The sequence below is a fragment of the Microvirga sp. GCM10011540 genome, assembly GCF_042650665.1.
GTDB lineage: Bacteria > Pseudomonadota > Alphaproteobacteria > Rhizobiales > Beijerinckiaceae > Microvirga > Microvirga lenta.
Map to the genome: position 1 here is coordinate 13,056 of NZ_JBHSBQ010000036.1, position 14,121 is coordinate 27,176.

Here is a 14,121-nt window from a genome sequence, read left to right on the forward strand (position 1 = left end):
GCCGGCGTCATTGTTCCCCAACCCGTCCGACCAACCAAGATTGACCAGCAGTCGGAGATAACCAAAAGGATTTATAACGTCCGAAGCCCGATTCGGTTCCGGGTTTTTTAAGAGGTACCGCTTTTAGATCAGAGAAATCGGACGTGCGATTTGGATCGCCTGGGGGAACTATGCCTGCTGTTACCAAATATGCCCTGACCGGCAATGCTTACATCAATGGCGTTCTTGGTGATTACAAATGGGCCGCCAGCAGCTTTACCTTTAGCTTTCCCGTCACTGGATCCGCTTACGGAACATCTTACGGTGAAGGTGAAAACACCACCAATTTCAGTTCATTTACTATGATGCAGCAGGCCGCGACGCATTCGATTCTCGATATGTACGCGTCCGTTGCTCTCCTCCGCTTTACTCAGATCAGCGAGACGGCAACCCAGCACGCGGATCTTCGCTTCGCCATGTCGGACAAGCCCGGCACAGCCTGGGCCTACTTTCCGTCGACGACAGCTGAGGCCGGCGATGCCTGGTTCAACAATTCGAGCGGCGCCTATCACAGCCCCACCAAGGGCAACTACGCATACCTGACGGTGGTGCACGAGATCGGACATGCGCTGGGTCTCGAACACGCCCATGAGCACTTCGTCATGCCGCAGGACCGTGACTCGATGGAGTACACGGTCATGAGCTATCGTTCCTATGTCGGCGCCTCGACGACGTCCGGATACGTCAACGAAGGCTGGGGCTATGCACAGTCGCTGATGATGTACGACATCGCGGCCCTGCAGCACATGTACGGCGCGAACTACTCCACCAACAGCGGCAACACCACCTATTCCTGGAGCCCGACCACGGGCGAGATGTTCGTCAACGGGACCGGCCAGGGAGCGCCGGGCGGCAACCGTATCTTCCAGACGGTGTGGGACGGCGGCGGCACGGACACATACGATTTCTCAAACTACACGACCGGTCTGACGATTGATCTCCAGCCCGGCGCCTGGACGAAAACCACGGCTGGACAATTGGCAAAGTTGCAATGGGATGGCTCGAGGACAGCGGCCGGCAACATCGCCAATGCCCATCTCTATAACGATGATCCTCGATCTCTGATTGAGAACGCATCAGGCGGCTGGGCGGGCGATGTCATCACGGGCAACATCGGTGGCAATACCCTGTGCGGTGGTGGCGGCAATGACACCATCTATGGCGGTCTGGGTGGAGACCGCATTTACGGCAACCAGGATGCCGACTTCATTGATGGCGGTGATGACGCTGATGCCCTCTTCGGCGGACAGGGCAGCGATACGGTCTATGGCGGACATGGTCACGACTGGATCGAAGGCAACAAGGAGGACGACCTGATCTTCGGCAATCAGGACAATGACAGCTTGTTTGGCGGGGCCGGGAACGACAGCCTCTACGGCGGACAAGGCAACGATATCCTTCAGGGGGGAGTCGGCCAGGATCTTCTCGTTGGTGGTGTCGGTCAGGACGTCTTTGTTTTCGTCTCCCCGGCCGATTCTGCCGGTCTGGCCATTGACACAGTGGCTGATTTCCAGATGGGGCTTGATCGGATTAATCTGCAGCAGATAGATGCCAATAGTGTGCTCGCTGGGGACCAGGCCTTCCTGTTCATCGGTCAATCGGGCTTCACCGGGATGGCAGGGGAGCTGCACTTCTCGAATGGCGTCCTATGCGGCGACATCAATGGCGACAGAGTTGCCGACTTCCAAATATTTGTCCAAGGGCTCTCAGCGCTCACGGCCGGAGACTTCTATCTCTAGCAGCGTCATCTCGCGCGAGGTCAGCAAAGCCTCACGGGCCGCTTCCGGCCAAAGAAGATCGCTTTCGTTCGGACATTCATTCGCGAGGTTCGCAACGGCAGCACGAAAGGTTGGATGGCGCGCCCCTATCGATCCGATATCGCTCGGAAACCTCAAGCAGAGCACGCACTGGGGTTTGCCTGAGCGCCGCAGACCGGCCACCGCCGTTCGTCCGCTTCATTTCTGCGCCACCGGCGACTAAGGTGATCCCCCGGGCGGTCTTCTCGTGCTGGAAGCCGGCTGGCGATTGTCCTAGACCTGCAATCAGAGGAGGTTGGCCATCCCGTTAGGGACCCACACACGGGTACCGACGGACCCTTAGTGTGGACAAGCCACATCAGAATGCGCGCATGGTCTGACGAGACGAGCGGCAATGCTCGGCACTGATTGAAAACCTCGCCTGATCGCGGCTTCGCGATCTTGTGGCGATCAACTCCCGCGGGGAGATGGTCCAACTGATCCCTTGTGCGACCGCCATGTTAACGAAAAAACCCTGCCGTTTGACGGGCAGGGTTAGTTTCTCCTCGCCTTCGGATGACATATCGGCCGAAAACGCGATGAATAGGACACACAGCCTTTACCGTGTCAATTGTAACAGGAAACCGAATCGAGCCTGTCAGACCGCCAACGCCAGCAATCCTCCAAGGCAGAAGATAATATTGCCGGGTGTTGCAGCTTTGCCATAGATTTTCTTAACGGTCTGGACGTAGCTTGCGCCGGTGACTCCTCACATTAGGAATTCCCGTCATGAAAACTCGTCTTCTTGGCCTCCTGGCCGGCACGGCTGCCGTTGCTCTGGCCGCGACCGCTGCTTCCGCGGCTGATCTTCCCTATCGCGCTGCCGCTCCGCTGCCGGTCATCGCTCCGGTTCCGGTGTTCACCTGGACCGGCTTCTACGTCGGCGTGAACGCTGGCTACGGCTGGAACACCAACGACAACGGCCGCTACTTCGATCCGGTGCTCGGCATCATCGTCGACAGCGAGAGCGACGGCGGCTTCGTCGGCGGTGGCCAGATCGGCTACAACTACCAGGTTGGCTCGTTCGTCTTCGGTGTTGAGACCGACATCCAGTACGCCGACATCGGCGGCAGCAACGATGCCTTCGTCGACGGCGTCTACGTCGGTGACCGCTCGGGCGACGCCTGGTTCGGCACCGTGCGCGCTCGCGCTGGTGTGGCCTTCGACCGCGCCCTCATCTACGTGACCGGCGGTCTCGCCTATGGCGACATCGGTCGTGGCTCCAGCACCTACGTCGATCCGGTGTTCGGCGTCGTGTATGGCTCGAACGACGATGTCAGCACCGGCTGGACCCTCGGCGGCGGTGTCGAGTACGCCTTCACGAACAACCTGACCGCCAAGGTCGAAGGTCTGTACGTGAACCTCGACACCTCGAACAACAACTACTTCGGCTACTATGCCGACCGCAACAACGCCGAGTTCGGCGTGGTTCGCGCCGGCCTGAACTTCAAGTTCGGCACCTACTAAGATCTTTCGCTTCGGCGAAAAGGAAGGCCCGGGGAAACCCGGGCCTTTTTTGCTCTGGCCTCCTCGCAGTCGGGAGGTCGGAGATTTCCCGAGAGGCCGGACGGCAGGAGCGGTGAATTGTCACCAATCATCACACCGAGGCTCCTACGGAAATCATCGGCGATTCCGATGGTGTTCCGAGCCCGATCCATCCTGATGGCGCCTCCATGCCTGGCGTTATCGGGCAATTCGAGGAGCCTTCGGCAAACTCGGCCCTCAAACCGAGAGGTGTCTATCTGCACCGTCTCTCGAACCCGCCGATAACGAAACGAGCACGCTCAACAAGTCCTTGCAGGGATGCAGCGTCCCTTGCAGGTCCCGCCGAGCCGGATCCAGCGGAGCTGCCAACTTCTCGTGCCGCCTCCTTGCGAGAGGTGGGCCTGGAGCCTTTGCCAGCCGAGGCGCTCCCTCTGCCACCGCAGGAGCAACGCTCCCTTAACCATATGGGCGCACCGTTCTCTGACCGCCTTGAATCGAAGCAGGTCATCTGTGAGAGGAGACTGGGAATGAAGGTCAAGAACCGTGCTGAACTCGTTGGCGATAAGCTCGCGCTAATTTCTTATGTCCTGACACGCGTGGAACAAGGGGGAGGCAGCGCCGATCTGCATGATCTTGAGCAACATCTCGTTGACACCGTAAGCCTGTTTCAGCGCAACCCCGGCATTGAAGCCGCCGCAAATGATTTGTACGCAGCAGCGGCAATTCACGTCGCCGATTACGCGGCCCGTTCTCAACCGGTTGCGCGAAAGCTGCGCCTGCTTCGAGAGGCGCATTTGCGTTTCAGCGACAGACTGACGGCTAGTGCCGGAGCAAGTGTGGCTCGCGACCGCCGGCCCGAACCAGCCGCCCCTCACCTCAAAGTGGCTTGAGTTCTCCTTTTCCAGACCGGCACCAAATTCGCAGATCCGTCCACAACACGTCATCGTCTGATTGATCGTGTCGCGCAGGCTTACCTGCCTCTTGCCGCAGCAACACTGTCCCGGCAGTTCGCGCGTCCTCGAAGCTTCCGCTCCGTATGCTTCGGCCGCCGGGGCAGAACATCCGGATCGAGGCCGATGACCCGGAATCCCGACATTGTATCACAGGTCCACTGGCTGATCGGGCATCCCTCCCATCTTTCATGCTGACCTTGCAACTTGATCGAAAAACTCTGACCGCTGCACCTTGGAACAAATCCGCCAAACCGGCAGGACCCGAGTGTCGGGGCAATTCCTGGATGTAACCCTGCGACAGGACCCCTGCTGGCTGCTGATTGAACCCGAGTGCTGTCAAAGGAAAGTGGATTTCAGCATCGCCGTGGAATGGACCGCCTGTTTCCGAGCTATGACGGAATTTAGGTGACGGGACCGATCAGGCGGCGCTGTTTGTCGGCATCGAAGTGATCTCGGTGCCGTCCTGGAACCTGACACCGGCGATCACCTTCGGCAACTGGTTTTCGCCCATCAGCCGGCGCCAGGTTTTGGATGCGGCCATCACCAGCTTGAACACCATCAGCCGGGCAGTGACTGGCGACAACGAGCCCTTGGTGCGCACGGTCCGGTGTCGCACCGTCGCGAACACGCTCTCAATCGGGTTTGTGGTTCGCAGATGGAGCCAATGCTCGGCGGGCCAGTCGAAGAAGGCCAGCAGCGCCAGCTGGTCCTTACGCACGCACTCCACGGCTTTCGGATAGCGTGCACCATAGGCTTCCTCGAACAGATCAACGGCCACCTCGGCCTGAGCGCGGGTCGGGGCGAGGTAGATCTCCCGCAGGGCCGCCTTCATCCCCGGCTGCACGGACTTGGGCACCTTGTTGAGGACAATTGGCGGTCTTGTGCAGCCAGCATCTCTGATGATGCGTGCCGGGAAAGAGCTCGTCGAGTGCCTTCCAGAAGCCGAGCGCTCCATCCCCAACAGCAATCCGGGGTGGGATGGACAGGCCCCTTCGCTTGATCTCGACGAGAAGCTCACGCCAGCTCTGGGCGCTCTCGCGCACGCCGGCCTGGAACCCGACCAGTTCCTTCTTGCCTTCCGGGGTGGCGCCGATCAGCACCAGGATGCACTCGGCCTGATCTTCCATGCGAGCCTGAAGGTAGATCCCGTCGGCCCAAACATAAACATAGCAGCGGGCTGACAGATCCCGGGCCTGCCAACGCTCGTATTCGCTCTGCCATTCGCCCGTGAGCCGGGAGACCACGGAAGGCGAGAGGTTGGGCGCGTCCTTGCCGAGCAGGGCTGAAAGCGCTTCCTGGAAGTCGCCCGTGGAGAGCCCACGCAGGTACAGGATCGGCAAGAGCGCATCCAGGCTCCGGGTGCGCCGCGCCCATTTCGGCAGGATCGCCGAGGTGAAGCGGATCCTGTCCTCACTCGAAGCCCCGCGGTCCCGGATCTTGACCCTGCTGACTTCCACCGGGCCGATGCCAGTCTGGATCGTGCGCTCCGGCCCATGGCCGTGCCGGACCAGGCGTTCGCGTCCGTCCGGCAGCTTGAGATCGCGCATGCTGGCCAGAAAGGCTTCCGCTTCGATCTCGATGGCCTGGGCCAGCAGCCTGCGGGCGCCGGTTCGGAGAATATCGGTCAGGGGATCGTCAATCTCATTGGGCTGACGCAGGCGCAAAACATTGGTAGGTTCGCTCATGGCGTATCGCTCTCTCGAAGAGGTTCTGGCAGGCTCGTCACCCGCCTCGATACGCCGCCTTTCTCAATCCAGCATCACCCATTTTCCGCCATAGCTCCCTGTTTCCTGTGCCATGGCGCACTGGATCGGCAGTCTTTCATCCCTCAGGCCTAGTGGCCGACCACATGGCGCCGGCATTCCAGATCAGGATTAAAGCCCACAGGCCGCCCCGCCGCCCTCGTTCGCAGATCACCCAGTTGATCCCATCCAACACGACGTCGAGGGATCATATGCGCGACACTTCTAGACTGGACAGGTGCACTGCCTTTCTGAACCTGCATCTCGCCGCATGAGGCAAAGAGCAAATGGACGGCAGACCTGCTCGATCAGTCCCATCAGGATTCCTTTGGTGGAGCCATCGTCAGACCAAAGCCCGTGTCAGCCCCAGACCTATGGCAGATTGCAGGGCTGTGCCCTGAGGTAGGATCGATGCAGTGCCCGCTCCTGTGGGTGGCACGGCTCTGCTGCTCGTCCCGAAGCCAGGGCTGCTGCTGTCATAACCGTCGGGTGGTTTGAAGGTTGATCCATGTCTTTTCACGGAGCGCTTAAAACAGAGGAGCCTAGCATAGCTCGCTGCGCACCATCGATACCCACCTTTCTGGTGTGCAGGAACTCGATTCTCGCGGCTGGGGTAAAGCACATCCTCGCTGATACGTGTTTCGATGTTCGGGACGCTCCATTCGGCGGCAGCACAAGCATTTGCTGTGACAGTAGCGCCAAATGCACGGTTTTTATCGTTGAAGCCCCGGGCAACCCAAGTGAAATGACTGACTTGATCCTGAAGCTTATGACGCAAGACCCGACCGCCCGTATTGTCATTCTAGCGGATAGCATCGACCCGGATTTGGCCTTGCGGGCATACAGGGCTGGAGCCGCCGGGTTTATTCAGACAAAGGCTGGCCGGGATGTCCTGATCAAATCTCTGGAACTTGTTGCGCTGGGAGAGAATACGTTTCCCGTTGCGGCGATACTGGCAACTATCCGCGATGCGCCCTCACCATCTGAGGACGAGATCGGAGGTGTGGCAACAGGCTTGGAGGTGAACGCCTCGGCCCCCGAAATGAAAGGCCTGTCCGGTCGGGAGCGGGAGATTTTGTGCTTGCTCACCCAAGGCGCTCCGAACAAGATGATAGCTCGCAAGCTCGGCGTGGCAGAAGCAACGGTCAAAGTACATCTGAAGGCAATCCTAAGAAAGATCAGAGTTCAGAACCGAACGCAGGCTGCGATGTGGGCCACGACCCACCTTCAGTCGGCGCGCGGTGAGAGCGCCACGGGATGACAAATTAGGGAGGACCGATCTGCGCCGGATCTATGAAAAGAGGTCCGTCCCTAGGGAGCAAGTTGGATGCCACGAGTTTGGCATTTCTCGGCGCTGTTCTCGGGGAGATTGGAGGAGCCGCACACGATTAGAGAAGCTTACGTGCACAGGCCCAAGGAGATCGAGTCGTTTGCTTACATGGCTGCCGAAATCACCATCTCGGCCGCCGTCTGCCATACTTCAGGGCTCGAATCTGTATCCCCAGCTTTGTTGGCTGCGCTCTACAAGTTGAGCTATCTCCCTTCGTTACAGGTACCTCGTATGCGGCGACCGCTTGCCAATTAATCTCAGCGTTTGAAGCTAAAGGCGTCATTGGTGCGGATGATTCAAGGCTCTTTTCCTATGATATTTTGTCTGCGGGGAAGGAAGCATGAGATGCAAGATCGGACAGTTTTCCTAATTGGGCCAGATGGAAGCGTTGGCTACGAGTTCCATGGCGGATTGTTGCTCGAAGATGAGCTTGAAGCAGAAGCTCGAAAGGCGGCTCTGGAGGATCAGGCAGGCACCCAGGAGGAAATCGCCACCTGGACGTTTATGGCTCCTGCCGCTCCACGAGACCAGGTGGATGACGGCTGATACGGGCATGAGCCACTGTCAGCAAGAGTGCATTTACTGCTCCCGTGTAGCCTGACGATGGAACGGGAGTGTTGCGTATGCTCGTTTCGAGAAGAGAGCCCCGTTCGGTCTGCCCCGGGCGGGGTTTCTTTTGGTACGCTCAGTGGCGTAGGTTGGCCTGAGAAAATGCCACAAGGAAGAGGGCTGATGATGGGCGATACTGAGGCGAAGATAGTCTGTGAAACGCTCGGGTTCTCCTGGGACGACTTGGCAGAAGAAGACACAGTATCCGGGCGGCCAAGCAAGCAGGCTTTCCGAAGGGCTATTGCCACTCTCGATGCTCATAGGCAGGTGAGCGCCGACATGGAGAAGGCTCACATGCTGTCGGAGCTCTCCAATCTTGCGCATGGCGGAGAGAGCTCTTAGCACAAGCTCCATTCTGCTTTGGGATCAGGATAAATCTGTACCGAACTGAGATAATCCTAAGGCGAGAAAAGGTCGGCTTCACCGGGGACACGAAATGAGTGCAGATGAGTCTGAACAAGCGCAATCACCAGGAGCGAGCATCTCGCGTCGAGGTGCTCTACGAGGCGCTGCTGCGCTTGCTTTATCCGCCATTTCGACGCCGGCTCTTGCACAGGTCTCGTCGAGTCGCAAGGATGTGCTTGTCCTCGGTGCAGGCATGGCGGGCCTGACAGCTGCACTTTCTCTCCTCCGTCAGGGCCACAATGTTACGGTCATCGAGTACCAGGAAAGAGTGGGAGGGCGTCTCCTATCACTCCCCCTCCAGGATGGACAGTTCACCGAGGCAGGCGGAGGGCATTTTCGCTCCAATATGCCTTACGTCATCAGTTATATTCGCCATTTCGGTCTGCCAACGCACAGTCTGAACGACGGGCTCCCGCGCTACTTGGTAGATGGCAAAACGGGTGACGGCTCCAATCTTGGGGCATGGCCCTGGGATGTGGCTCCTGAGGAACGAGGAGTCACTGTCTCTTCCAGCCTCAACCGTTATCTGTACCGGGCTGGTCTCGATACAGACACTGTACTAGACTCGCGCTGGCCGGATCCCGAAACGCTCGCCCGCCTCGATACTATCACAGTTGGTGATTTGATCCGCAACGTCGGTGCCTCAGAAGCGTTCTGTAAGCTTCTGGATGCTCATGGCGGAACATTCACCAGTGCCTCCCAAGCCCTCGGGGCAATTCCTGACTTGGCCTACCATTTTGGCGACCAGAACCTCTTCCGTATCCAAGGTGGAAATCAACGCCTTCCGGCTGCAATGGCCCGTGCCATTGGACACGAGCGGATCATCTTGAATGCCCCCGTGATAGCTATCGATCAGTCGGGATCCCGTGTGCGTGTCGCAGTTCAGGACGGGCGCGAGCTCACAGGGGATGTGGTGATATCAACCATTCCCTTTAGCGTGCTCGATACGATCGAAGTGCGTCCCACCTGGTCATCCGAGAAGAAGCGGATGTTTCAGGAGATGGAGTGGGACAAGACTGTCAAAGTGGTTGTTCAGACCCGGACCCCCTCCTGGCTTAGGAAGGGCTTACATGGCTGGCCGCTGGCCGGAGGTGACCGGCCCTGGGAGCGCGTCATCGACATCACTGGCAATGAGCCTGGTGGGCATGGTAACGTCTTCTTCTATCTCAACGGGCGGAATGCCGAGGCCTTGCTGGCGCGGCCGCGCGAGACACGAGCTATAGAGGTTGTGGATCAGTTCCGATCCGATATGCCAGATCTCTTCGATGAGGTCCTGTTGGTACGTGACTTCGCTTGGACTGAGCAGCCTTGGATCAAGGGGTCCTTCGGATCAACTCCGCTCGGAGGTGGGTGGATGGTGAAGGAATGGTCCACACCTGAGAACCGGATCCATTTTGCCGGTGACTTCACGACCCTTAAAACGGGCTGGGTGGAGGGAGCCATTGAGTCCGGCCTTCGGGCTGCACGGCAGATCGATCCGGAGGCGAAACCTGAGGGACGCCCGCTGATACGCCAGGAGTTGTAGGATCCATCAGTTCCGAGAAGAGCACCCCGTTCGGTCTGTCCCGGGCGGGGTTTCTTTTTGCGCAGATGGTGAATGAGGCCCTCGCATCATGTGCTTTCGCGCACGGAGTGAAATCCAGCCCTCCCTTCATACTAACTGGGTCTGATTGACACAGGAGGGACTTATGAGGTGGATGATGTGGGCGACCTGTGCGGCTGCGTGCGTGCTGATGTCCGGCTCACCAACTTCTGCCCAGGAGCAGATCAAGAGAGGCGAGTACCTCGTGACCATTATGGATTGCACAGGATGCCATACCCCAGGCACGTTCCTCGGCAAGCCTGACATGCAGCGTTACCTCGCCGGGTCGGAGGTCGGGTTCCAAATCCCGGGACTTGGCATCTTCTACCCTCCAAATCTCACGCCCGATCCTGAGACAGGGCTGGGCAGGTGGAGCGAGGCTGAAATCATCGAGGCGGTCCGGACTGGTGTTCGCCCTGATGGCCGGCAGCTCATCCCCGTGATGCCTTACCACTCGTACGGCAAGCTGACGGACGCCGATGCCCGGGCTCTTGCCGGATATCTGAAGAGCATAAAGCCGATCAAGAACCAGGTGCCTGGTCCTGTGGGCGCGAACGAGAAGCCTTCAGCTCCCTATCTGACGGTTGTCATGCCGCAATAACCGCCGACGAGAATGCATTTGCTGTCTGCTGCTCTCGCCGACCGGGGCTTGCGCGGCGTGAAGCTGGTGATTGCTGATGATCACAAGGGCCTGCGGGCAGCGGCTGCCCGGGTCTTCCACGCCTCGCTCCAGCGCTGCCGGGTTCATTGGATGCGCAACGCCATGGTGCATCTGGCCCCCAAGCAGCGCCCGGCCGTGGTGGCGATGCTCAAGACCATCTTTGCCCAGGAGAACGCCGAGGCGGCCAGAGAGCAATGGACTTCGGTAGCCGATGCCCTGCGTGAGCGCTGTCCCAGGCTGGTCGAACTGATGGACCGCTCGCGCGACGAGGTGCTGGTCTACATGAGCTTTCCGCGCGAGCACTGGAGCCAGATTGCCTCGACCAACCCGCTCGAGCGGCTCAACGGCGAGATCAAACGACGGGCGGACGTGGTGGGCATCTTCCCCAATGACCGGGCAGTGATCCGGCTGGTGGGAGCCCTGATGCTGGAGCAGAATGACGAGTGGGCGGTGAGCCGGCGTTACATGTCGCTGGAAAGTCTGAGCGCGTTGAGCGATGATCCCGTTCGCAGGCTGTCGGCCGTGACCGCCTGAGGATCCCGGCTCGGCCGAGGACTGGCGCTCTTACACCACGCCGCGGGACACGATCGGCCCAGAACAACCCGCCTTATGCTGCCCTCGGACGCCCACGCCAATACTAAAAACAACTTGCAGCCGGATCAGCGTAGAAATCGCTATCCCGGCGCGGAACAACCCCGAGGCCGGATGGTTGGAGAGTCGGAAGTAATTGCTGACTCCCCCTCGATTGCCCCCTCCCCGGCCACGGCCAGCGAGGGGGCTTTTTTGTGCGCTACCCGAGCAAACCTGTAGGGCGCCGCGTGCGATTGAAAAGCGCTTTATAGTCAAGCTTAGATTGCTCAGAAGGAATAAGCTTTTCGGGCAGGCTATTCACACCTTTGCGACGATCACGAACTCGTGAAATCAGGCTATACCTTGAGCAATTACGCGGAGGGGTGTAGCTCAATCGGAAGAGCGTCGGGTTCCAAGTCCGAAGGTGCAGTGTTCGAAGCCTGTCGCCCCTGCCAATTCTTCTATGGATACACCAAGTTATTCCTAGGAATATTTATATTGTCGCGCTTTGAAAGCGCCGGAACGCCAGCCGTCAAACCCGGCTTGGCATCGCTAGAAAATCCTGGATCCGACACGGCTTGTGAACCTTGGCCGTTGGAGAAGGGCGCGCGGGCCGCGTCTCGCCTATGCCCTCCAAAAGACCCCGTTCACCTCCCCCGGCTGAATGGAGTCTTCTTTAGAGGCGACGGCCTGGCGGTGCGGAAAAGGAGACGCCGACCGGCCTTCTCGCCCACGTCCGCATTGGCGATGTGAACGAAACCAGGGGCCCGTCGGCGCCGCGGTCCCAAAGGGTAGCGGGGGGATCGTCATGGAAGAGGGCCGCACGCTCAAGCTGATTGGCAATTATGGCGGTGATGCGGTTGGCGCTGTGGGTTTCCCACCGAGGCGCGTCGGATCTCCCAAACTGGTCAATCGACAGCGGCTGAGAGGAAGCATAGCTTCATTCCCGGTCGCGACCTCCCTGGGCTGGTGAACCATTAGAGGGCCTGCGCTTCTCCTGTAGCAATCCCTGGAGGCCCTCCTTTCGTGCATTGTTCGTGGGAGGTCTTACTTGGTGAGGGATCATCCGCGTCAATAGCAGCGACGGCAAACCTCAACAAGACGGCGTACAAGGCGACCGTAAGCGGTTCGCACAGTCTGGGGTTGGATCCAAGTTTTAGCGGCTTTAGGTGATGGCGCCGATCAGGTGACCTTGTGTGCTGGCGTCGGGAGAACCTCGCTGCCCTACGTTGACGGTCTTGTGCAGCCAGCATCTCTGATGATGCGTGCCGGGAAAGAGCTCGTCGAGCACCCTCCAGAAGCCGAGTGCTCCGTCCCCGACGGCGATCCGCAGTGGGACAGACAAGCCGCGCCTCTTGATCTCGATGAGCAGCTCGCGCCAGCTCTGGGCACTCTCGCGGACGCCGGCCTGGAAGCCGACCAGTTCCTTCTTGCCTTCCGGCGTGGCGCCGATCAGCACGAGCATGCACTCAGCCTGATCCTCCATCCGGGCTTGGAGGTGGACGCTGTCGGCCCAGACGTAGACGTGCCGGCGAGCTGACCGATCCCGGGCCTGCCAGCGCTCGTATTCGCTCTGCCATTCGCCCGTGAGTGAGCCGGGAGATCACAGAAGGCGACAGGTTCGGGGTGTCCTTGCCGAGCATGGCAGAGAGCGCCTCCTGGTAGTCGCTGGTCGAAAGCCCGCGCAGGTACAGGATCGGGAGGAGCGCATCCAGGCACTTCGTCCGCCGAGCCCATTTCGGCAGGATGGCCGAGGAAGAGGGGATGAGGCCGGTTCTTCGCCAAGGGATGCCATGAGCCAAGTCGACCCGCTTCGCAATCTTCGCCGATCCTTACGACAAGGACCGGAACGAGATCCGGCCCACGGATCTCGCTAGCGTGATTCGAGTTGCCGTGCGCGAGCCGTGCCCTCTCACAGATCTGCCTGCATCCCGTCCTCTTGCTATTGATCCTAACAAGCTCTCAGAGCAATCAGATGAGATTGGAAGCGTAACTTAGACTGAATTGCCAGGAACTTAGGAGCATGTTTCATCGTTTCCGAGCCGCTAGCTCGGCCGCGACGGATCGGGCGCACGAAGGGAATTCCTGCGATGAACTTCAAGATAGTCCTCGTTTCAGGTGTCATTGCTCTGGCTAGTGCCGGATGCATGACCCCGATGGCTTCGGCTCCGCCCGCCCTCACGGTTGTCAGCACGGCGGAGTTCGTTCCGATGGCGACCTCATCGAACCTGTTCGAGATTGAATCGAGCCGTTTGGCCCTGCGACGTGCGCGTAGTCCCGAGATCCGCCGCTTCGCCCAGCAGATGATCCGCGACCACAATCGCGCCACGCGCCGGATGATGGCAGTGGCACGGCGCGCCGGCCTGCCACTGCCGCGCCCCACATTGACTGCCAGGCATCAGCAGATGCTGGCGAGCCTCACCGCCGCCCCCAGCTTCGATGCTGCCTATGTAGACGCACAACTCATGGCACATCAGGAGTCCGTGGGCTTGTTCTCGGCATATTCCCGAACTGGTGACAATGCTCCACTCGTGGAGTTTGCAAGAGCCACCCTACCAGTCCTGGAGATGCACCTGAACGAAGTGCAGGCTCTGAGCGGCGTTAGCGTGGCTCGAGCGATGTAGCTCTGACTGCGCTACGAAGATATTCGGTCCATCGCAGCCTTGTGCTTGCGACGCTTATAAACTGACCGTTACCCATGTTGGCACGACGATGCTCCTGCTGGTGCAACTCGAGGCTTCAGCACTCTCCCACAAGGCAGACGAGGCGCGGATGTACCGCCTTGCTCTGCTTTGAGGATGCAGGCCGGTAGCGCGGTAAGAGTCCCGTAACCAGACCTCCAAACCAACGTGATCCTATCGCAGCCTGCAGCGTTCTCCGTGTTCTGAAACGGGACAAGACTGCCCATGGCCATTCTCGATCCAGTCTCCGGCAGTCAGGTCACGATTG

At 59.5% G+C, this 14,121-nt stretch carries 8 protein-coding genes, 1 tRNA gene and 3 pseudogenes; 10 read left to right on the forward strand and 2 right to left on the reverse strand.

The features are described 5' to 3' along the window. Positions 1 to 170: 170 nt before the first annotated feature. The 3 genes from ACFOYU_RS12580 (at position 171) to ACFOYU_RS12590 (ending at position 4,210) form a co-directional block, all read left to right on the forward strand. Positions 171 to 1,778 (forward strand): M10 family metallopeptidase C-terminal domain-containing protein, encoded by a 1,608-nt coding sequence (locus ACFOYU_RS12580; protein WP_377033850.1) that lies wholly within the window; start codon positions 171 to 173, stop codon positions 1,776 to 1,778. A gap of 786 nt (positions 1,779 to 2,564) precedes the next feature. Further along, a complete protein-coding gene (locus tag ACFOYU_RS12585) occupies positions 2,565 to 3,302 on the forward strand; it encodes an outer membrane protein (protein WP_377033851.1) in 738 nt (245 codons plus the stop codon). Positions 3,303 to 3,847: 545 nt separating this feature from the next. Further along, complete coding sequence (locus ACFOYU_RS12590; RefSeq protein WP_377033852.1) at positions 3,848 to 4,210, forward strand: hypothetical protein; 363 nt, start codon at positions 3,848 to 3,850, stop codon at positions 4,208 to 4,210. Positions 4,211 to 4,691: 481 nt separating this feature from the next. Here the strand turns inward: ACFOYU_RS12590 and ACFOYU_RS12595 are convergent. After that, positions 4,692 to 5,958 (reverse strand): annotated as a pseudogene (locus tag ACFOYU_RS12595) (IS256 family transposase). 565 nt (positions 5,959 to 6,523) lie between these two features. Here ACFOYU_RS12595 and ACFOYU_RS12600 point away from each other — a divergent pair. The 6 genes and pseudogenes from ACFOYU_RS12600 to ACFOYU_RS12625 all read left to right on the forward strand — a co-directional run bounded on the left by ACFOYU_RS12600 (position 6,524) and on the right by ACFOYU_RS12625 (position 11,627). Beyond that, positions 6,524 to 7,276 (forward strand): LuxR C-terminal-related transcriptional regulator, encoded by a 753-nt coding sequence (locus tag ACFOYU_RS12600; RefSeq protein ID WP_377033853.1) that lies wholly within the window; start codon positions 6,524 to 6,526, stop codon positions 7,274 to 7,276. A gap of 414 nt (positions 7,277 to 7,690) precedes the next feature. After that, positions 7,691 to 7,891 (forward strand): hypothetical protein, encoded by a 201-nt coding sequence (locus tag ACFOYU_RS12605; RefSeq protein ID WP_377033854.1) that lies wholly within the window; start codon positions 7,691 to 7,693, stop codon positions 7,889 to 7,891. 499 nt (positions 7,892 to 8,390) lie between these two features. Next, entirely contained in the window at positions 8,391 to 9,884 is a 1,494-nt protein-coding gene (locus ACFOYU_RS12610; protein ID WP_377033855.1) for a flavin monoamine oxidase family protein, read from the forward strand. 172 nt (positions 9,885 to 10,056) lie between these two features. Next, positions 10,057 to 10,542 carry a c-type cytochrome gene (locus ACFOYU_RS12615; protein WP_377033856.1) on the forward strand — a complete coding sequence of 162 codons (486 nt, stop codon included), beginning with the start codon at positions 10,057 to 10,059 and terminating at the stop codon, positions 10,540 to 10,542. Positions 10,543 to 10,572: 30 nt separating this feature from the next. Continuing rightward, positions 10,573 to 11,136 (forward strand): annotated as a pseudogene (locus ACFOYU_RS12620) (transposase); the annotation flags it as partial. Between the two features lie 415 nt (positions 11,137 to 11,551). Next, positions 11,552 to 11,627 (forward strand) — tRNA-Trp (locus ACFOYU_RS12625). Positions 11,628 to 12,397: 770 nt separating this feature from the next. On the opposite strand, the pseudogene ACFOYU_RS12630 reads toward ACFOYU_RS12625, so the two are convergent. Beyond that, a pseudogene (locus ACFOYU_RS12630) lies at positions 12,398 to 12,929 on the reverse strand (transposase); the annotation flags it as partial. A gap of 333 nt (positions 12,930 to 13,262) precedes the next feature. Here ACFOYU_RS12630 and ACFOYU_RS12635 point away from each other — a divergent pair. Continuing rightward, positions 13,263 to 13,796, forward strand: coding sequence for a DUF4142 domain-containing protein (locus ACFOYU_RS12635; protein WP_377033857.1), 534 nt, complete (start codon positions 13,263 to 13,265; stop codon positions 13,794 to 13,796). Positions 13,797 to 14,121 lie beyond the last annotated feature (325 nt).